The 19132-nt window shown below is 68.2% G+C and carries 17 protein-coding genes; 13 read left to right on the plus strand and 4 right to left on the minus strand.

Annotation, left to right across the window (positions count from 1 at the left end; all coding sequences use genetic code 11):
• Positions 1 to 437: 437 nt before the first annotated feature.
• The 5 genes from pgeF to EV643_RS12170 all read left to right on the plus strand — a co-directional run bounded on the left by pgeF (position 438) and on the right by EV643_RS12170 (position 3929).
• Positions 438 to 1163: a peptidoglycan editing factor PgeF gene (pgeF, locus tag EV643_RS12150; RefSeq protein WP_133800132.1), complete on the plus strand. Its 726-nt coding sequence runs from the start codon at positions 438 to 440 to the stop codon at positions 1161 to 1163.
• Between the two features lie 56 nt (positions 1164 to 1219).
• Positions 1220 to 1930 carry a YggS family pyridoxal phosphate-dependent enzyme gene (locus EV643_RS12155; protein ID WP_238165530.1) on the plus strand — a complete coding sequence of 237 codons (711 nt, stop codon included), beginning with the start codon at positions 1220 to 1222 and terminating at the stop codon, positions 1928 to 1930.
• A 73-nt stretch (positions 1931 to 2003) separates the two neighbouring features.
• Positions 2004 to 2576, plus strand: coding sequence for a cell division protein SepF (locus tag EV643_RS12160; RefSeq protein ID WP_133800134.1), 573 nt, complete (start codon positions 2004 to 2006; stop codon positions 2574 to 2576).
• Between the two features lie 37 nt (positions 2577 to 2613).
• The gene (locus EV643_RS12165; RefSeq protein ID WP_133800135.1) at positions 2614 to 2919 is read left to right on the plus strand and encodes a YggT family protein; all 306 of its coding nucleotides are present in this window, start codon (positions 2614 to 2616) and stop codon (positions 2917 to 2919) included.
• A 248-nt stretch (positions 2920 to 3167) separates the two neighbouring features.
• Complete coding sequence (locus EV643_RS12170) at positions 3168 to 3929, plus strand: DivIVA domain-containing protein (protein WP_133800136.1); 762 nt, start codon at positions 3168 to 3170, stop codon at positions 3927 to 3929.
• A gap of 150 nt (positions 3930 to 4079) precedes the next feature.
• Here the strand turns inward: EV643_RS12170 and ileS are convergent, their stop codons facing one another.
• On the minus strand, positions 4080 to 7229 hold the full coding sequence (gene ileS, locus EV643_RS12175) for an isoleucine--tRNA ligase (RefSeq protein WP_133800137.1): 3150 nt from the start codon (positions 7227 to 7229) through the stop codon (positions 4080 to 4082).
• A gap of 269 nt (positions 7230 to 7498) precedes the next feature.
• On the opposite strand from ileS, the gene EV643_RS12180 reads away from it, so the two are divergent.
• The 5 genes from EV643_RS12180 (at position 7499) to EV643_RS12200 (ending at position 10637) form a co-directional block, all read left to right on the plus strand.
• Positions 7499 to 7774 (plus strand): DUF167 domain-containing protein, encoded by a 276-nt coding sequence (locus EV643_RS12180; RefSeq protein ID WP_202869527.1) that lies wholly within the window; start codon positions 7499 to 7501, stop codon positions 7772 to 7774.
• A gap of 160 nt (positions 7775 to 7934) precedes the next feature.
• A complete protein-coding gene (locus tag EV643_RS12185; RefSeq protein ID WP_370452270.1) occupies positions 7935 to 8555 on the plus strand; it encodes a TraR/DksA family transcriptional regulator in 621 nt (206 codons plus the stop codon).
• A complete protein-coding gene (lspA, locus tag EV643_RS12190; RefSeq protein WP_133800139.1) occupies positions 8528 to 9145 on the plus strand; it encodes a signal peptidase II in 618 nt (205 codons plus the stop codon). Before EV643_RS12185 ends, lspA begins: the two co-directional genes overlap by 28 nt.
• Positions 9146 to 9165: 20 nt before the next feature.
• Entirely contained in the window at positions 9166 to 10074 is a 909-nt protein-coding gene (locus EV643_RS12195) for an RluA family pseudouridine synthase (protein WP_133800404.1), read from the plus strand.
• Positions 10071 to 10637: a Type 1 glutamine amidotransferase-like domain-containing protein gene (locus EV643_RS12200; RefSeq protein WP_166665427.1), complete on the plus strand. Its 567-nt coding sequence runs from the start codon at positions 10071 to 10073 to the stop codon at positions 10635 to 10637. Before EV643_RS12195 ends, EV643_RS12200 begins: the two co-directional genes overlap by 4 nt.
• 54 nt (positions 10638 to 10691) lie before the next feature.
• Here EV643_RS12200 and EV643_RS12205 read toward each other — a convergent pair whose 3' ends face one another.
• The 3 genes from EV643_RS12205 to EV643_RS12215 are packed head-to-tail and all read right to left on the minus strand — an operon-like array spanning position 10692 to position 12626.
• Entirely contained in the window at positions 10692 to 11513 is an 822-nt protein-coding gene (locus EV643_RS12205; RefSeq protein WP_238165531.1) for an alpha/beta hydrolase, read from the minus strand.
• Positions 11514 to 11517: 4 nt separating this feature from the next.
• Positions 11518 to 11973 carry a MarR family winged helix-turn-helix transcriptional regulator gene (locus tag EV643_RS12210; protein ID WP_133800142.1) on the minus strand — a complete coding sequence of 152 codons (456 nt, stop codon included), beginning with the start codon at positions 11971 to 11973 and terminating at the stop codon, positions 11518 to 11520.
• 17 nt (positions 11974 to 11990) lie between these two features.
• The gene (locus EV643_RS12215) at positions 11991 to 12626 is read right to left on the minus strand and encodes a DJ-1/PfpI family protein (RefSeq protein ID WP_133800143.1); all 636 of its coding nucleotides are present in this window, start codon (positions 12624 to 12626) and stop codon (positions 11991 to 11993) included.
• A gap of 179 nt (positions 12627 to 12805) precedes the next feature.
• Between EV643_RS12215 and dnaE the strand changes: the two genes are divergently transcribed.
• The 3 genes from dnaE to EV643_RS12230 all read left to right on the plus strand — a co-directional run bounded on the left by dnaE (position 12806) and on the right by EV643_RS12230 (position 19056).
• Positions 12806 to 16354, plus strand: coding sequence for a DNA polymerase III subunit alpha (gene dnaE / locus EV643_RS12220; RefSeq protein WP_133800144.1), 3549 nt, complete (start codon positions 12806 to 12808; stop codon positions 16352 to 16354).
• Positions 16355 to 16424: 70 nt separating this feature from the next.
• Complete coding sequence (locus EV643_RS12225; protein ID WP_238165532.1) at positions 16425 to 17039, plus strand: hypothetical protein; 615 nt, start codon at positions 16425 to 16427, stop codon at positions 17037 to 17039.
• A 49-nt stretch (positions 17040 to 17088) separates the two neighbouring features.
• The gene (locus tag EV643_RS12230) at positions 17089 to 19056 is read left to right on the plus strand and encodes a DUF3352 domain-containing protein (RefSeq protein WP_133800146.1); all 1968 of its coding nucleotides are present in this window, start codon (positions 17089 to 17091) and stop codon (positions 19054 to 19056) included.
• The last annotated feature ends 76 nt before the right edge of the window (positions 19057 to 19132 follow it).

Consider the following 19132-nt stretch of genomic DNA (forward strand, 5'->3'; position numbering starts at 1 on the left):
CCAAGCAACGCCACACCGGCGAACCCCCCGGCCTCGTCCCAGCCAATCAGGCCGGCCCGAAAGCCAGAACCAGAAGAAGACCTAGACATCCCCGACTTCCTGAAATAAAACACACCCCCGGCCCCCACCGCCGGGGGTGTTCCACGTCCGGGGCACGGCCACGGGCACGGGGCAGGGGCACGGGGCAGGGGCACGGGGCAGGGGCACGGGGCAGGTGGCACTCGCCCACCCGGCGCGCGGTGTGCCGACCGTGTTCGGTTGAACAGTTGGTGGTGATCGTGATCGGGGCCGGGTCGGGCCGCCACTGGGGACCTCGGTCAAGAAGCGGGGGGCTTGAACTGGAAATAGCCAGTTCACGGTCCCGGGTTGTTGTTCAAGGTCCCGGGCGTGGGGCGGTTGGTTGTCGTGTGGTGGGTGGGGCTGGGTAGCCTTCGGGGGTGTTCGGTTATGACGAGGTTCGTGATGGGGTCCGCTTCGCTTTTACCGATCGGTATGGGGGTGCGAGTCGGCCGCCGTACGGGGAGTTCAACCTGGGGGGTTGGGGGGAGGAGCCGGAGGCGATCGCGGAGAACTTCGGGCTGGTGGCGGCCGAGTTCGGGGTACGGGACGACGCTGTTGTCAGGGTCAGTCAGGTGCATGGCAGGGATGTGCATGTGGTGGAGGCGGGGGATGAGGTGCCGGCCGGGTCGCTGCCGGCTGACGCGTTGGTGACTACCCGGAATGATGTGGTGCTCTGCGTTCGTGCGGCCGACTGCCTGCCGGTGTTGTTGGCGGATCCCGTCAATGGGGTCGTAGGCGCGGCGCACTCGGGGCGGCGGGGGCTGTACGTCGGGGTGGTGCCGGCGACTGTTGAGGCGATGCGGGGGCTGGGGGCGGAGCGGATTACGGCTGTGCTCGGGCCGTATGCGTGTGGGAAGTGTTACGAGGTTCCGGCGGATATGCGGGCCGAGGTGGCCGAGCGGGTGCCGGCGGCGTACGCGGAGACGAGTTGGGGGACGCCCTCGATCGATGTGGCGGCCGGGGTGATCGCGCAGCTTGGTGAGCTCGGGGTCGAGGTGATCGACGCGACCAGCTGCACGATCGAGTCGGAGGACCTGTACTCGTACCGGCGGGAAGGTGCTGTCAGCGGGCGGATGGCCGGGTTGATCAGGTTGGGTCGATGAACACCGGGCCGACAAACACCGGGCCGGCGACCACCGGATCGGCGAGGATTGGGACCGTGGATCGCGAGCGGGAGCTGCGGGACAACCTCGAGCGGGTGCGGGAACGCGTTCAGGCGGCCTGTGAGGCGGCTGGACGGCCCGCGGAGGAGGTAACCCTGGTCGCCATCACCAAAACCTTCCCAATCAGCGATGTACGGGCGCTGGCGGCCCTCGGAGTCCGGGACCTGGGGGAGAACCGGGAGCAGGAGCTCAAGGCCAAGGCGCCGGACTGCCCGGAGGCCACCTGGCACTTCGTCGGCCAGTTGCAGACGAACAAGGCCCGCTCGGTCGTCCGGCATGCCCAGGTTGTGCACTCCGTGGACCGCTCGTCACTCGTCGCAGCCCTGTCGAAGGCGGCTGTCGCCGAGGAGCGCGTCGTACGGTGCCTGCTCCAGGTGAGCCTGGCGTCGTACGGGCCGGACGGTGCGGCGACCGGGATCGCGCGAGGGGGTGTCGAGCCGGCCGACGTACCGGCGCTGGCCGCGGAGGTGGCGGCGGCGGACGGGCTGGAGCTGGGTGGGGTGATGGCGGTGGCGCCGCTGGGTGCGGATCCTCGAGATGCGTTCGCCGGGCTCCATGCAGTAGCCTCCCGACTACGCTCCGAACACCCCGGTGCCGGCTGGATCTCGGCCGGGATGACCGGCGATCTGGAAGCCGCGATCTGGCACGGGGCGACACACGTTCGGCTCGGGCGCGCATTACTCGGAACGCGTCCTCCTCTGGGCTAGGGTCGACTTCGAGCAGGTTTTCGACTTGCTCGACTTGTCGGCGTTGGAGACCGGACCGAGGGGCTGGAGGGCCATGAGCGGCGCGTTGCGCAAGATGGGTGTGTACCTCGGCTTGGTCGAGGACGGTGAGCGCTACAACGCGCGCTACGACGACGAGTACGACGACTACGACGAGTACGAGGACGAAGTCGTCGACGGGGAGTCCCACGAGACCGAGCCGGTGCCTGCCCGGGACGCTCGCGACCTGCGGGACAACCGCGACAGTCGCGACTCGCGGGACGCGCGTGACATTCGCGACGAGCAGGTCGGCACAGTCAGCAAGTTCCCAGATCGGCGTGGTGTCGTACCGTCCCCGGAGGTTACCGAGTTGGCCCGCATCACCACCGTGCACCCGCGCAGCTACAACGAGGCGCGAGTCATCGGTGAGCACTTCCGCGACGGCACCCCCGTCATCATGAACCTGACCGAGATGGACCACGCCGACGCGAAGCGGCTGGTCGACTTCGCGGCCGGCCTGATCTTCTGCTGCCGTGGCTCGATCGAGCGGATCACCACCAAGGTGTTCCTGGTCTGCCCGCCGAACGTGACGGTCGCCGCGGAGGAGAAGGAGAAGATCGCCGCGGACGGGTTCTACAACCAGAGCTGACCGCGGGCTTTTCCGGTCTTCTACACTCATTGCTGACATGGTTGCTCTAGCGCTCGTCCTCAGTGTCCTCAGCTGGGTGCTGCTCGCCTTCTTTCTCGTTCTGGTGGCGCGCTTCGTCCTCAGCCTGATCGTCATGTTCGCGCCCCAGTGGCACCCCAAGGGGCCGTTGCTGCTGATGTTCGAGCTGGTCTACTCGATCACCGACCCCTTCCTGCGGCCGCTCCGGCGGATCCTGCCCCCGATCGGGGCCGGTGGCATCCGGATCGACCTGTCCATGCTGATGTTGTTCGTCCTCGTCTCGCTGGCGATGTCGATCAACTCCACCGCCCTCAGGTCTTTGTGAGCCGATCGGCAGCGATGATCGATGGGTTGGCACCCGGCCTCACCTGGTGGAGTCGGAGCGTGAGACGGTGTTCGAGCGTGAAAAAGGCGGGACGGGGGTAGGACCAGACCGAAGTACGGGGGAGACCGGGGAACGTTATCGCCCGCCCGGATTCCGTCAGAACACAACGAAGCGATAACGTGATCTACTGAGTCGCCGAGGTTGAGGCCTTGGGGACTCCGCCAAGACACAGACAAACGAGGTGAAAGATGCCGCTGACGCCGGATGACGTCCGCTCGAAGCAGTTCACGCCCGTCCGATTGCGGGAGGGCTACGACGTCACTGAGGTCGACTCCTTCCTCGACGAGGTCGAGGCAGAGCTTGAGCGCCTCCTCGCCGAGAACGAGGAGCTGCGCGCGAAGCTCGCGGCGGCTCAGCGCGCCGGCGCCGGACAGGAGCGGCCGGTCGACCAGACCGCCGCGCTCCCGCCGGTGGTGCAGCAGCCCAAGCCCGCGCCGATCGTGGAGAAGCCCGAGGAGAAGCCGCCTGTCGTCGCTCCGGCTGTAGCGGCCGCGGGGGCTGCTGCGGCAGCGGGAACCGTGGGAGACGCTTCCAGCTCCGCGGTCCGGCTGCTGGAGATGGCCACCAAGCACTCCGACGACCTGGTCCAGGAGGCGAAGGACACCGCCGACAAGATCATCGGCGAGGCCCGCGCCAAGGCCGAGCGGCTGGAGAACGAGGCCCGCGGCAAGGCCGACCGGATGACCGGCGAGGCCCGCGCCCGCGCCGAGAAGCTGGACGGTGAGATCGCCGAGCGCCGCGCTCAGATGCTGGGCACGCTGGAGAAGCAGAAGGGCCAGCTGGAGCGCACGATCGACGACCTGCACGCCTACGAGCGCGAGTACCGCAGCCGGCTGAAGACGTACTTCACCGAGCAGCTCAAGGCGCTGGGCAACGGCGACGACACGCTCAGCCCGCGCAACGGCTTCCGTCCGGAGGCTCGCGCCCAGGCTCACGGCCACGGCGTCTGACAGACACCTCTGACTCAGGGGCGGTGCAAATCCGGCGGCACCGCCTCTTCGTCATGTCTGGGCACCTCTGACAGAGGGTGCCCTTTCTGTGACGTAGCGTCCGAAGAACCGAGGGCTATGGCGCTCGCTTCTTCGGACGCTACGACCAGGTCAGGCCTTGGTGAGCCAGTAGGTGAGGCCTAGTTCCTCGTCGGTGCCGGTGGTCAGGCCGTTGGTTGCCGAGGGCGCGGATTGGGTCAGGGAGGTGGCCAGCACCTCTCGGGCGACGTCGTCCGCATGCTTGCCGAGGGCATCGGCCAGGTCGGCGTCGGTGGCGGTCAGCCAGACGGTGATCCGGTCGGACACCTCCAGACCCGCGTTCTTCCGGGCCTCCTGCAGGGTCCGGACCACCTCGCGGGCCAGACCCGCCTGGCGGAGCTCCGGAGTCACCTCGAGGTCGAGCGCGACCGTCTCGCCCTGCTCGTTGACGACCGACCAACCCTCGCGCGGACGCTCCGACAGGATGACGTCGTCGGGGCCGACCTCAACGTTCTCGCCGTCGACCACCACAGTCGCAGTACCGGATGCCTTGAAGGATGCGGCCAGGGCGGCCGCGTCCGCCTCGGCGATCGCCTTCGCGACCACCGGGGTCTGCTTGGCGAACCGCTTGCCGAGCTCGCGGAAGTTCCCCTTGGCCGAGTACTCGACCAGGTCGGCGCCGGCGGACGACAGCGGTTCCACCGTGCCGACGTTCAGCTCGTCGGCGATCTCCTGCAGGAGTTCGGGATTCAGGTCCGCGATCGCGGCCGAACCGACCAGCGCGCGGCTGAGCGGCTGCCGGGTCCGGACCTTCGCCTCGGCCCGCGCGGACCGGCCGAGCTCGACCACCCGGCGCGCCATCGACATGTGGGTCGCGAGCGTGTCGTCGATCAGCGACGCGTCGTACGCCGGGAAGTCGGTCAGGTGCACCGATTCCGGCAGCGACGCGCCGACCGGGCGGAACACGTCCTGCCAGACCCGCTCGGTGACGAACGGGGTGAGCGGCGCCATCAGCCGGGTCAGCACCTCGAGGGTCTCGTGCAGCGTCGCGAGCGCCCCGGCGTCACCCGCCCAGAACCGGCGGCGGGAGCGCCGGACGTACCAGTTCGACAGCACGTCCACGAACGAGCCGATGACGACGCCGAGCTTCTGCGTGTCGAACGAGTCGTAGGCCTCGTCGGCATCCCGGACCAGCCGGTGCGTCTCGCTGACCAGCCAGCGGTCCAGCACCGACCGCTCCGCGACCGGCGGCACGTCGGCCGGATCCCAGTCGGCCAGCCGGGCGTAGAGCGCGTGGAAGGCGACCGTGTTCCAGTAGGTCAGCAGCACCTTCCGGACGATCTCGTTCAGCACGTTCGGCCCGATTCCGCGCGCCTTCCACGGCGAGCCGGAGCAGGCCATGAACCAGCGCACCGCGTCGGCGCTGTGCGCCTCCATCAGCGGGATCGGCTCCAGGATGTTGCCCAGGTGCTTGGACATCTTCCGGCCGTCCTCGGCCATGATGTGCCCGAGGCAGACGACATTGCGGTACGACGACTCGTCGAACACCAGCGTGCCGATCGCCATCAACGTGTAGAACCAGCCACGGGTCTGGTCGATCGCTTCGGAGATGAAGTCAGCCGGGTACGCCTGCTCGAACTTCTCCTTCGACCCCTCGGCCCACGGGTATCCCCACTGCGCGAACGGCATCGAGCCCGAGTCGTACCAGGCGTCGATCACATCGGCCACCCGGCGGGACTCCTCCCCACAGGTCGGGCAGGCGAAGGTGATGTCGTCGACGTACGGCCGGTGCGGGTCCGAGGCGCTCAGGTCGCGGCCGGCCAGTTCGCCGAGCTCGGCCAGCGAACCGACACAGACCTGGTGGTCCTCACCGCATCGCCAGATCGGCAGCGGCGTGCCCCAGTACCGCGATCGGGAGACGGCCCAGTCGATGTTGTTGCGCAACCAGTCGCCGTACCGGCCCCACTTGACCGAGTCCGGGTACCAGTTGGTCTTCTCGTTCTCCCGGAGCAGCGCGTCCTTCACCTGGGTGGTGCGGATGTACCAGGACGGGAGGGCGTAGTACATGACCGGGGTGTGGCAGCGCCAGCAGTGCGGGTAGGGGTGCTCGTACGGCACGTGCCTGAACAGGAGGCCGCGCGCGCCGAGGTCCTTGACCAGGTCCTCGTCCGCCTTCTTGAAGAACTGCCCACCGACCAGCTCCAGGTCGGCGTCGAACCGGCCGTCCGGTCCGACCGGCTTCACCACCGGCAGCCCGTACGCCCGGGCGACCTGGAGGTCGTCGGCGCCGAACGCGGGGGACTGGTGGACCAGACCCGTACCGTCCTCGGTGGTCACGTACTCCGCGAGCACGACGTAGTGGGCCGGCTCGTCGAAGGAGACCAGCTCGAACGGGCGCTGGTACGTCCAGCGCTCGAGCTCGCGGCCGACGTACTCATTGGTGACCGTCCAGCCCTCACCCAGTACGCCGAGCAGCGGCTCCGCGAGGACGACGGACTCCTCGCCGTTCGTGGCGACGACGTACGTGACGTCGGGGTGGACGGCGACGGCGGTGTTCGAGACCAGGGTCCACGGGGTGGTCGTCCAGACCAGCAGGGACGCCTTGCCGGCCAGCGGACCCGACGTCAGCGGGAACCGGACGTAGACCGACGGGTCGATGACGGTCTCGTAGCCCTGGGCGAGCTCGTGGTCGGACAAGCCGGTGCCGCAGCGCGGGCAGTACGGCGTGATGCGGTAGTCCTCGACCAGCAGGCCCTTGTCGTGGATCTGCTTCAGCGACCACCAGACGGACTCGACGTACTGCGCGTCCATCGTCCGGTACGGGTGATCGAGGTCGACCCAGTAGCCCATCCGGACGGTCAGCTCGTTGAATGCGTTGACGTGCCGCAGCACCGACTCGCGGCACTTCGCGTTGAACTCGGCGATGCCGTACGCCTCGATGTCGTTCTTTCCGCTGAAGCCGAGCTCCTTCTCCACTGCGACCTCGACCGGCAGGCCGTGGCAGTCCCAGCCCGCCTTGCGCTCGACCGAGAAGCCCTTCATGGTCCGGTAGCGCGGGAAGACGTCCTTGAAGACGCGGGCCTCGATGTGGTGAGTGCCGGGCATGCCGTTGGCGGTCGGCGGTCCCTCGTAGAAGGTCCACGGCTTGCCGCCGGCCGACTGCTCAAGGGTCTTGGCGAAGGTGTCCTGGTCCGCCCAGTGCGCGAGCACGTCGCGCTCGATCGCGGGGAGGTCGACCTGAGCCGGGACCTGCCGCCACGGGGTGCTGGGTGTGTCCGCCATCTTTCGTAGTCCTTCGTCGCTTCAACAGACGAAGGGACGAGGCGCCGGCGAGGTCGCCGGGCTCCGCGGTACCACCCTCCTTGGTGACCACGTGCCGGCGTCACCCACTTCGTTGTGCTCCGCTGCCGGTTCTAATGGGTCCTGAGGACCGTTCTTCCGGCGGCTCCGGGGTGATGGCCCCATCACTGCCTTGCGGTGGCGAAAAAAGTGTACGACTTCACACCCGGCGACTACGAATCGTTAATCACTGGTCAGGAGACACTACGGCGGTGAGAATTGCGCTGCGGGTGAAGCCGGGGGCTTCCAGAACCGCGGTCGGCGGCCGGTACGACGGTCCGTCCGGGCCGGCGCTGGTGGTCGCGGTGGCGGCCCGTCCGGTCGAAGGGCAGGCGAACAAGGCCGTCGTTCAGGCGGTGGCGGCGGCGTTCGGACTGCGACGGTCTGCGGTCACTCTGGTGCACGGTGCGACCGGCCGGGACAAGGTGGTCGAGGTGGCGGGGGACGAGGGCGCGATCCGGGCCCGATTCGAGCACTTGCTCGAATGAACGAAACCTTGCTGTGACGCGCGGAACATCGAGCGGGCTTGAAGAAGCGACTACCGTATGTCCACGGTCTGCGCGTCGGGCTGGCACGTGGCCGCTACGTGTCCTACTGTCTTGCGACCAGTCCGCTTCAGTCTCCGACGAAGGCAGGGGGTAGTCGAGCATGGCTACATCGGCAAAGAAGTCCGCCCCCAAACGCACTGCCGCGGCCGACAAGACAGCCGCGAAATCCACTGAGCCTGCCAAGAAGACCCCGGTCAAGAAGGCCCCGGTCAAGAAGGCGACGGCCAAGAAGACCCCTGCCAAGCAAGCTCCGACGAAGAGGGTGGCCATGAAGACGAACGAGAATCGGACCCCGGCGACGGCGCCGGCCAAGTCGCCCAAGAAAGTCGAGAACCTGACCGTCCGGGAAGGTGAGACGCCGTGGACCGCCGCCGAGCTGGCGGAGCTGCGCAGCGAGCTCGAGGCCGACGTGGTGCACCTGAACAAAGAGATCCACGACGCCGAGCAGGAGATCGTCGGGCTGCTCCGGGACGGCGGTGACGGGGCCGGCAACGACCAGGCCGACGTCGGGTCGACCACGCTCGAGCGGGACCACGAGATGTCGCTGGCGAACAACGCCCGGGACATGCTGGAGCAGATCGAGCGGGCGCTGGCCCGGATCGACGACGGCACCTACGGGATCTGCGAGAGCTGTGGCAACGCGGTCGGCAAGGGCCGGTTGCAGGCGTTCCCGCGTGCGACACTGTGCGTGTCATGCAAAGAACGCGAAGAACGCCGCTGAGCGAAACCGACCCGTCCCACGCCACCGGGGACGAGCCAGGCGAAGACCGTACGGAACCGGCCGACTCCACGTCGGCCGGTTCTCCGTCGTGGAGATTGACCGCCGTGTTCGCGGTGGTCGGCCTCGTGGTGCTGGGGCTGGATCAGCTGACCAAGGCGCTGGCACTGCGGCACCTGACGCCGGGGGATCCGGTGGACGTGATCGGCACGTTCCTGCGGTTCAACCTGATCCGGAATCCGGGCGCCGCGTTCAGCCTCGGGTCGGACTTCACCCCGGTGATCAGCACGATCCAGATCCTGGTCGCGATCGCCGTCGTGTGGTTCTCCCGTCGGCTCGGGTCGGCCGGCTGGGCCGTCGCGTTCGGTTTCCTGTTCGGAGGCGCGGTCGGCAACATCACCGACCGGGTGTTCCGCGAGCCGTCGCCCTTCCACGGGCACGTGGTCGACTTCCTCCAGCTGCCGCACTGGGCGATCTTCAACGTCGCGGACATGGCGGTCACCTCGGCCGCCGTACTGCTGGTGATCCAGACCCTGCGCGGGATCAAGCTGGACGGCACCAGGGACATAGCCAGGGACGCGGTGAAGAAGTGAGCGGTGACTCGCGCACGGTGATGGTGCCGGACGGCCTCGCCGGTGAGCGCCTGGACGCCGCGCTGTCCCGGCTGTTCGGCGTGTCCCGGACCAAGGCCGCCGAGATGATCGAGTCCGGCCTGGTCCAGGTCGACGGATCACCCGCGCTCAAGTCCGCCCGGGTCGCGGCCGGTGTTCTGCTCGACGTCGAGCTCCCGCCCCCGCCGGCCGAGGTCACCGTCGTACCGGAGACCGTGGAGGGCCTGCGGATCGTCCACGACGACGACGAGATCGTGGTCGTCGACAAGCCGGTCGGGGTCGCGGCGCACCCGTCCCCGGGCTGGACCGGGCCGACCGTGATCGGTCACCTCGCCGGCGCGGGGTTCAACATCTCCACCAGCGGTGCCGCGGAGCGCAAGGGGATCGTCCACCGCCTCGACGTCGGTACGTCGGGTCTGATGGTGGTCGCGAAGACGGAGTACAGCTACACCGTCCTCAAACGCGCCTTCAAGGACCGTACGGTCCGCAAGATCTACCACGCGCTGGTCCAGGGCCACCCCGATCCGTTCACCGGCACGATCGACGCCCCAATCGACCGGCACCCGCACCACGACTACAAGTTCGGCGTGGTCGCGGGTGGCAAGCCGAGCATCACCCATTACGAGACGCTCGAGGCCTTCCGGTTCGCCACGCTGCTCGAGATCACCCTGGAGACCGGCCGCACCCACCAGATCCGGGTGCACATGTCCGCGATCGGTCACCCGTGCTGCGGCGATCTCACGTACGGCGCCGACCCGGTCCTCACCGAACGCCTCCAGCTCGGCCGCCAATGGCTGCACGCGATGCGCCTCGGCTTCGACCACCCCGGCAGCGGGTCGTATGTCGAGTTCACGTCCGAGTACCCCGACGACCTCGATCACGCACTCGACCGCCTCGCCGACGCGCAGTGAAGCTGTACCTCTCCTCGTTCCGGCTGGGCGACCATCCCGAGCGACTGGTCGCCCTCCTTCCGCCGAGCGCGCGGGTCGCGGTGATCTGCAACGCGATCGACTCCGAGGACCCCGAGATCCGGCGGGAGAAGGTCGCGGACGAAATCACCTGGCTGACCGAGCTCGGCCTGCGTGCCGAGGAGCTGGACCTCCGCTCAGCAGACGACCTGCGCACCTGGCTCACCCAGTACGACGGGGTGTGGGTCCGTGGCGGCAACGTGTTCGTACTGCGGGTCGCGATGGCGCGAAGTGGTGCCGACAAGATCCTGCCCGACCTGATCCGCTCCGAGCAGGTCGTGTACGCCGGGTACAGCGCCGGGCCGTGTGTGTTGGCGCCGAGTCTGCGGGGGCTCGAGTTGTGCGACGACGTCACCGCGGTCGACGGTGAGGTCATCTGGGACGGCCTCGGCGTAGTCGACCACGCGATCGTCCCGCACCTGAACTCCCCGGGCCACCCCGAGATGGAGCCCTCGAGAAGGTGCAGACCCTGTACCAGCAGACCGGCGTACCGCACCTACCCATGAGCGACGGCCAGGCCCTCGTCCTCGACGGCGCCACTCGCGAACTCGTCTAGCGGCTTACGAGGTGGTGCCGACTTGGTCGGCCAGGGCGATGACGGTCTCGATCAGTGCTCGGCCATGGAGTAGTTCGGGGTCGTTGTGGTTGGCTCCGGGGATTTCGACCTGGTTCTTGAGCGTTGGCGCTGCCTCCGCGACTGCCCGGCTCTGTTCCGGCGGGACGATGGAGTCGTCGCTCCCGTAGATCACCGCGACCGGAGCCTTCACGGTCGACAACTGTTCGGCCAGCGGATATCGGTCGCGGAGCAGCAGTCGGACGGGGAGGAACGGGTAGTGGACCTGACCGACCGAGGCGAGGTCGACGAAGGGGGAACGCAGGACGAGTCCGCCCGGCTCGATCTCGGTCGCGAGTTCGGTGACAACGGCGGCCCCGAGGCTCTCGCCGTAGTACAGGATGCGGCTGGCTGGTACACGGAGTTCCTCGACCAGGTACCGCTGTGCCGCCCGGGCGTCCTTGGCCAGCCCTCGTTCGCTGGGGCCGCCGTCGTTCCCGCCGTACCCGCGGTAATCGAACAGCAACACGGTCAGGCCTTCGGCCGCCAGCGCACGCGCAAGCGGAACCCGTGCTGCCCGGTTCCCCGCGTTGCCGTTGGCGACCAGCACGACCAAACCACGATCAGGCTCCTCGGCCGGGATCAGCCAAGCACCCAGCCGTACGCCGTCGCTCGCCTGGAGCACCACATCCCGTGCACCGGGCACGACGACTGCCGCCGACGGCACGGCAGCCTCGTCCGGCAGATAGATCAGACGCCGCTGGAAGGCCCACACCGCAGTCAGCAGCAGCAGGACCACCGCCGCCGCAATCACCGCGAAGCGCACCACAGGATCAGTGTGCGCTACCACCGCGGTCGAGCTCGTCCAACGCCGCGGACAGCTTCCGGAGGGCATCGACGGCTGCGGCGAAGTCCTCCTGGCCGAGGATGCCGCTCAGGCGTTTGGCCTGGCGGGCGTGATCCGGTCCGATCGCCTTGATGGCGGCCAGGCCCGCCTCGGTGCCGGCGACCAGCTTGGCGCGGCGATGGGCTGGGTTGTCCCTGTACTCCGCCAGGCCGCGGTCCACCAGTACGTCGGCGGTGCGCTGGACGGCCTGGCGGGTGATGCCCATCTCCCGGGCGATGGCCGACACGGGTAACGGGGTGTGGAGCACCGCGCCGAGGACCTGCCACCAGGCTGCGGTCAGGCCGGCCGGGCGGGCGAGGCTCTCGGCCAGGTCGAGGAACTGGCCGTTCAGCTTGAAGGCGGTCAGCGCCGCCGCACTGAGCAGGTCCTGGTCGCGGGTCACGGTGTGGGCGCCTCCTGTCAGGCGGACATCAGCTCGTAGAAGCCGGCCGGGTCCTGCCGACCGTACAGCTTGTACCAGGAGTCGAGCACGGCCGGTTCGAACACCTCCAGCCGGGCCATGATCGCGCGGGCGAAGTCGATCGGCGCCTGCGCCTTACCGGTGATCAGACCGCGGTCGGTCACCACCGGCTCCTCGCGGTACAGGTGCCCACCCGCGTACCCGACGCCGGCCAGGAACTCGGCCGCGTTGCTGGTGTGCTCGCGGTCGTCCAGCAGCCCGGCCATCGCCAGTCCGCCGGTCGCGCCGCAGATCGCGGCAACGCTCACACCGGCGTCGAGGAACTCGCGCGCCTTGTCGGTGAACGGCCGATACGCATCGGTCGGGAAGAGGTCGTTGCCGGCCAGGATCAGCATCACGCTGTCGGCCGGCTTCAGCTCGTCCAGCGCGATGTCGGGGATGACGCGCATGCCGCCCATCGTGGTGATCGGCTCCCGGGTCGCGCCGACGGTCCGGACCTGGAACCGGCCCGGCGTCTGGTGCCACATCGGCTTGTTGATGTGGGCGGTCGCGAAGCCGATCTCCCAGTCGGCGAAGGTGTCGTAGACGGCGACGTGGACAGTGGCGGTGGCAGTGACTGCAGTGGTCTCGATCATGACAAGAGCTTGTCATATTGACAAGATGTTGTCAATGGATCGGATCGGCTGCCGCCCGGATATCGGGCGGTTCGGGCTCTGGTCGGAGGGCGCACGGTGGGTTGGTCGGAAACTGTCCATCGGCCCGCATAAGCTGATCCCCGTCCCGCTCACTCACGCCCTGGGAGGTCTGCGAAGACATGGCGTCCAGCGACAGTTTCGTGCATCTACACGTGCACACCGAGTACTCCATGCTGGACGGCGCCGCGCGGATCGACGAGTTGTTCAAAACCGCCCAGGAGATGGGCATGCCGGCGATCGCGACGACCGACCACGGCTATGTCTTCGGCGCGTACGAATTCTGGAAAACGGCGAAAAAGTACGACGTCAAACCAATAATCGGAGTAGAGGCCTACTTAACACCGCACACCCACCGCAGCGAGCGGAAGCGGGTCAAGTGGGGCGACGCCAACAGCGGCCGTGACGACGTCTCCGGTTCGGGTGCGTACACCCACATGACGCTGCTGGCGAAGAACACCTCCGGCATGCACAACCTGTTCAAGATGTCCTCGCTGGCCAGCCTCGAGGGGTACTACTTCAAGCCCCGGATGGACCGCGACCTGCTGAACACGTACGGCCAGGGCCTGATCGCGACCACCGGCTGCCCGTCCGGCGAGGTGCAGACCCGGCTGAGGCTCGGGCAGTACAAGGAGGCCGTCGAGGCGGCCGCGGAGTTCCGCGACATCTTCGGCGCGGAGAACTTCTACTGCGAGCTGATGGACCACGGCCTCGGCATCGAGCGGGACATCCAGAAGGACCTGCTGAAGCTGGCCCGCGAGCTCGGCCTGCCGCTCGTCGCGACCAACGACCTGCACTACACCAAGCCCGAGGACGCGACCGCGCACGCCGCGCTGCTGTGCGTGCAGTCCGGCTCGACGCTGTCCGACCCGAACCGGTTCAAGTTCGACGCGAACGAGTTCTACGTCAAGACCGCGGCCGAGATGCGCGAGGTGTGGAAGGAGTTGCCGGAGGCGTGTGACAACACGCTGCTGATCGCCGAGCAGTGCGACGTCAGCTTCACCGAGGGCGAGGGCCGGTTCATGCCGCGGTTCCCCTGCCCGCCGGGGGAGAACGAGGACTCCTGGTTCGTCAAGCAGGTCGAGGTCGGGCTGCACCAGCGCTACCCGGCCGGCATCACCGACGAGATTCGCAAGCGGGCCGACTACGAGATCGAGATCATCGTCTCGAAGGGGTATGCGGGCTACTTCCTGGTGGTCGCCGACTTCATCAACTGGGCCAAGAAGCAGGGCATCCGGGTCGGCCCGGGCCGAGGCTCCGGCGCCGGTTCGATCTGCGCCTACGCGATGCGGATCACCGACCTCGAGCCGTTGGCGCACGGCCTGATCTTCGAGCGGTTCCTGAACCCCGAGCGGATGTCGATGCCGGACTTCGACATCGACTTCGACGACCGCCGCCGGGCCGAGGTGATCCGCTACGTCTCCGACAAGTACGGCGACGACCGGGTCGCGATGATCGTCACCTACGGAACCATCAAGGCCAAGCAGGCGATCAAGGACGCCGGCCGGGTGCTGGACTACCCGTTCGCGATGGGCGACCGGATCACCAAGGCGATGCCGCCGACGGTGATGGGCAAGGACATCCCGCTGTCCGGCATCTTCGACCCGCAGCACAAGCGGTACTCCGAGGCCGGCGAGTTCCGTCAGCTGTACGAGGCGGATCAGGACGTCCGCAAGATCGTCGACACCGCCCGCGGGCTGGAGAACCTGAAGCGCCAGTGGGGTGTGCACGCGGCCGGCGTGATCATGTCCAGCGAGCCGCTGATCGACCTGATCCCGATCATGCGCCGCGAGCAGGACGGCCAGATCATCACCCAGTTCGACTACCCGAGCTGTGAGACGCTCGGCCTGGTCAAGATGGACTTCCTCGGCCTGCGCAACCTGACGATCATGGACGACGCGGTCAAGAACATCGAGGCCGCGCACGGCATCACCATCGACCTCGACGCGCTGAGCCACACCCTGGACGACGGCCCCACCTTCGAGCTGCTCGGGCGGGGCGACACGCTGGGTGTCTTCCAGTTCGACGGTGGCCCGATGCGGGCGCTGCTGCGGTTGATGAAGCCGGACAACTTCGAGGACATCTCCGCCGTCGGCGCGCTCTACCGGCCGGGCCCGATGGGTGCGAACTCGCACACCAACTACGCGCTCCGCAAGAACGGCCAGCAGGAGATCAGCTACCTGCACCCGGAGCTGGAAGAGGCGCTGAAGCCGATCCTGGGCCCGACGTACGGCCTGATCGTGTACCAGGAGCAGGTGCTGAAGATCGCCCAGGAGCTCGCGGGCTACAGCCTGGGCAAGGCGGATCTGCTCCGCAAGGCGATGGGCAAGAAGAAAAAGGAAGTACTCGACGCCGAGTACGTCGGCTTCGAGGCCGGCATGCAGTCGAACGGCTTCTCGGCGGCGTCGATCAAGGCGCTCTGGGACGTGCTGGTCCCGTTCTCCGACTACGCGTTCAACAAGGCCCACTCGGCGGCGTACGGGCTGGTCTCGTACTGGACGGCGTACCTCAAGGCGAACTACCCGGCGGAGTACATGGCCGCCGTCCTGACGTCCGTGAAGGACGACAAGGACAAGATGGCCATCTACCTGAACGAGTGCCGCCGGATGGGTATCAAGGTGCTGCCGCCGGACGTCAACGAGTCCGACTCGAACTTCACCCCGATCGGCACCGACATCCGGTTCGGCCTGTCCGCGATCCGCAACGTCGGCGTGAACGTGGTGGCCGAGATCGTCGTGGCCCGGGAGGAGAAGGGCCGGTTCACCGATTTCGTCGACTTCATCGACAAGGTGTCGCTGCCGGTCTGCAACAAGCGGGTGATCGAGTCGCTGGCCAAGGCCGGTTCGTTCGACTCGATGAACCACGCCCGCCGGGCCGTCGTCGCGGTGCACGAGCAGGCGGTGGACGAGGCGATCGACCTCAAGCGGAACGAGGCGCACGGCCAGTTCGACCTGTTCTCGATGGGCGACGACGACGCGGACGAGGGCGAGGGCAACTCGCGGCTCACCGTGACGGTGCCCGAGATCGAGGAGTGGGACAAGGCGACCAAGCTCGCGCACGAGCGGGACATGCTCGGGCTGTACGTGTCCGACCACCCGCTGTTCGGCGTCGAGCACGTGCTCACCAACGGCTCCGACTGCACGATCGGCCAGCTGCTCGCCGACGAGGACCGGCCGGACGGCAGCAACGTGACGATCGGCGGCCTGGTCACCGCGGTCCAGCGGAAGGTGAACAAGCGCGGCGACATCTACGCGATCGTCACCATCGAGGACCTGGAAGGTTCGATCGAGGTGATGATGTTCTCCTCGGCGTACCAGCTGCACGCGCACCTGCTGAGCAACGACGCGATCGTGCTGATGAAGGGACGGTTGCGCCGCCGCGACGACCGGGTCGAGCTGAGCGGGTCCGAGGTGATCGTGCCGGACCTGACCGTGGGCCCGACCGGTCCGGTCGTGATCACCATGCCGGTGAACCGATGTACGCCGCCGGTGGTCGAGCAGCTCCGGGACGTGCTGCGGTCGCACCCGGGGATGACCGAGGTCCAGCTGCGGTTGCAGGCCCGGCAAAAGACGACGGTGATGCGGATCGGCGACCGGTTCCGGGTCACCCCGACGTCGTCGCTGATGGCCGACCTGAAGGCCCTGCTCGGCCCGTCGTGCCTGGCCAGTTGAGGCGCCGGTGGACACTTCATCGGACCGGGGCGATGGGGCGGGGTTGACAGGGATGAGCCACACTGGCGAGGTGAGTCAGTCAGTGCAGCCCGGCCCGTACACCCAGCAGCCGTTCGGTTCGCCGTACGGACAGCGGCCGGAGCCGGAAGCGAAACTGCCGTGGAGCAAGGCGATCGCGCTCACCGTGGCCGGGTTCCTGGTCGCCGGCGCGATCGCGGGCTGGGCCTGGCAGCAGTTCGCACCGCTCGCGCAGTACACCGTCGACGAGAACGGCGGGTCGCTCGGCGAGGAGCAGATGACCCGGGTGTTCGGCCCGGACGGCATGTTCACGGCGATCGGGTTCCTGACCGCGCTGGTGCTCGGGGCCGGGCTGTTCTGGTGGTTGCGCAACTACGGTCCGTGGGCGGTGGCGATCGTTGTGCTCGGCGCGTCGTTCGGATCGTCGGTGGCGTGGGGTGTCGGCATGCTGCTAGGTCACGATCCGTTGCAGCCGCGGCTGGAGGCGGCCAAGCCGGGTGATCTGCTCGCGGCGCCGCTGGAACTGCACACCTGGACCCCGCTGGCGGCCTGGCTGGTCGGTGCCGCTCTCGCCACCGCGATCATCGCCACCACGAGCTGGCGGGCGGAACCAGTTGCAACCACATCGGTATCTGGCACGTCTGAATCGGCGCCGCAGGTGAAATAGCCTGTTGCGGCCCGGTGGTGTGAGGCCATCGGCGACGTGAGGGAGCCTGATGTCCGACCAGACCAATCCGCCGGTCAACCCGCGCCACCCCGGTGCGGCCGGTGGTCCGCAGCCCGGCCAGTACCCGACGCCCGGTTCCGGTGCGCAGGGCAACCAACAAGGCCCGTACTCCGCGCCGCAGCAGCAGCCGCAGCAGCCGCCGTACGGCGGTCCGCAGCAGCGCCCGGGCCAGTACGCCGGTCCGCAGGGTGGGCAACCCCAGTACGGTCCGCAGGGGCAGCCTCAGCGTGGTCCCCAGGGTGGGCAACCCCCGTACGGGCCGCCGCAGCACGGACCTCAGGGCGGGCAACCTCAGCACGGGCCGCAAGGCGGACAGCCGCAGTACGGGCCGCAGGGCGGGCAACCTCAGCGCCCGCAGGGCGGGCAGCCGCAGTACGGGGCGCAGGGCGGGCCGGCGCAGTACGGGCAGTCGGGTGCTCAGCAGTTCGGGCAGCCGGGCCAGGCGCAGTACGGGCAGGGTGGGCAGCCGCCGTTCGGGCCGCAGTACGGGCAGGCGCAGCAGTGGCAGCCGGAGCCGAAGAAAAAGCGCGGCAAGCTGATCCCGCTGGTCGCGATCGTCGCGGTGCTCGCGGTGATCAGCGGCGGCGCGGTGTTCGCCTACGCGCGGCTGAACGGCGGCGGCGACCAGCCGGCCGCGGTGCTGCCCGGTAACTCGATCGCCTACGCCCGGATCGACCTGAACCCCTCGGCAGGCCAGAAGGTCGCCGCGATCCGCTTCATGCTCAAGTTCCCGTCGGCCAAGGAGAATCTCGGGCTGACCAGCGACAACGACGACCTGCGGCAGAAGCTGTTCGAGCTGATCAAGAGGGAATCCGGCGACGACCTGGCCGACGTCGACTTCGCGACGGACATCGAGCCGTGGCTCGGCGACCGGGCCGGTGCGGCCGCGGTTCCGGCGGCCGACGGCGACGACGAGCCGGACGCCGTGGTTGCGGTTCAGGTGAAGGACCAGGGCAAGGCCACGGCCGGTCTGGACAAGCTGTTCGCCGAAGCGGAGGACAAGCCGGGCCGCGCGTTCACCGAGGGGTACGTGATCCTCGGTGAGAACCAGTCCGTCGTCGATGCCGCGGTGTCCGCCGCGAAGAACAGCCCACTGAGCGAGAACTCCAAGTTCGACGCGGACATGTCCGCGCTCGGCGAGCAGGGGTTCGCCTCGGTCTGGGCGGACACCAAGGGCCTGGCCGAGCTCAGCGGCCGGTCGCTCACCGACGAGCAGCGGTCCGCCCTGCCGGGCGGGAGCATGGCCGCGGCGCTGCGGTTCGATGCCTCGTACGTCGAGCTGAAGGGCGTCGTGAACGCCGACCAGAGCGTCAAGGTGAGCTCGTCCGACGCTGGTGACCTGATCGCGCAGCTGCCGGACACGACGGCCGGCGCCCTCGCGTTGTCCGACGGCGAGAACCTGGTCAGCACGATGTGGTCCCAGCTGGAGAAGAACTCGGGTGGGCTGGATCTGAAGGAGCTGACGGCGAACTTCGCGGACGAGTACGGCCTGGCCATCCCCGACGACGTGAAGCCGCTGCTCGGCAAGAACGTCGCCGTCGCGATCGACAAGGACGACAGCGACGGGCCGAAGATCGCGGCCCGGATGGAGACGGATGTGGCCAAGGCCGAGGGTGTGGTGGACAAGGTGACGAGCCTGCTCCGCGACCGGTCCTCGGCGAACATCCCGATCGAGAAGGCCAAGGACGACGACACGCTGGTGGTCGCCACTGACCAGGGGTACGCCGAGCAGGTGCTCAAGGGCGGCAACCTCGGCGACACCGAGAACTTCAAGCAGGCGATCCCGGACCGCAAGGGTGCGGTGATGGTCGGCTACGTGGACTTCGAGGCGGCCGGCGGGCTGAGCGAGGACTTCAGCTCGAACAAGGACGCCGCGGCACTCCGGTCGGCCGGGTACACCATCCGCGTCACCGGCGACGGCGAGGCCGACTTCACCTTCAGGGTGGTCGCGAAGTAGCACACCGCGCGCAGAAGGCCCGGACGGTTCTCGCGTAACCGTCCGGGCCTCTTGATTGATCCAGTGCCCGGTGCCG

The sequence above is a fragment of the Kribbella caucasensis genome, assembly GCF_004361855.1.
Lineage (GTDB): Bacteria > Actinomycetota > Actinomycetes > Propionibacteriales > Kribbellaceae > Kribbella > Kribbella caucasensis.

Excerpts from the sequence above, each read along its gene's own strand:
- EV643_RS12215 (WP_133800143.1), bottom strand. The coding sequence starts at position 12,626 with ATGATCGAGACCACTGCAGTCACTGCCACCGCCACTGTCCACGTCGCC.
- ileS (WP_133800137.1), bottom strand. The coding sequence starts at position 7,229 with ATGGCGGACACACCCAGCACCCCGTGGCGGCAGGTCCCGGCTCAGGTC.
- EV643_RS12165 (WP_133800135.1), top strand. The coding sequence starts at position 2,614 with ATGGTTGCTCTAGCGCTCGTCCTCAGTGTCCTCAGCTGGGTGCTGCTC.
- EV643_RS12230 (WP_133800146.1), top strand. The coding sequence starts at position 17,089 with ATGTCCGACCAGACCAATCCGCCGGTCAACCCGCGCCACCCCGGTGCG.
- EV643_RS12185 (WP_370452270.1), top strand. The coding sequence starts at position 7,935 with ATGGCTACATCGGCAAAGAAGTCCGCCCCCAAACGCACTGCCGCGGCC.
- EV643_RS12160 (WP_133800134.1), top strand. The coding sequence starts at position 2,004 with ATGAGCGGCGCGTTGCGCAAGATGGGTGTGTACCTCGGCTTGGTCGAG.
- EV643_RS12195 (WP_133800404.1), top strand. The coding sequence starts at position 9,166 with ATGGTGCCGGACGGCCTCGCCGGTGAGCGCCTGGACGCCGCGCTGTCC.
- EV643_RS12170 (WP_133800136.1), top strand. The coding sequence starts at position 3,168 with ATGCCGCTGACGCCGGATGACGTCCGCTCGAAGCAGTTCACGCCCGTC.
- dnaE (WP_133800144.1), top strand. The coding sequence starts at position 12,806 with ATGGCGTCCAGCGACAGTTTCGTGCATCTACACGTGCACACCGAGTAC.
- lspA (WP_133800139.1), top strand. The coding sequence starts at position 8,528 with ATGCAAAGAACGCGAAGAACGCCGCTGAGCGAAACCGACCCGTCCCAC.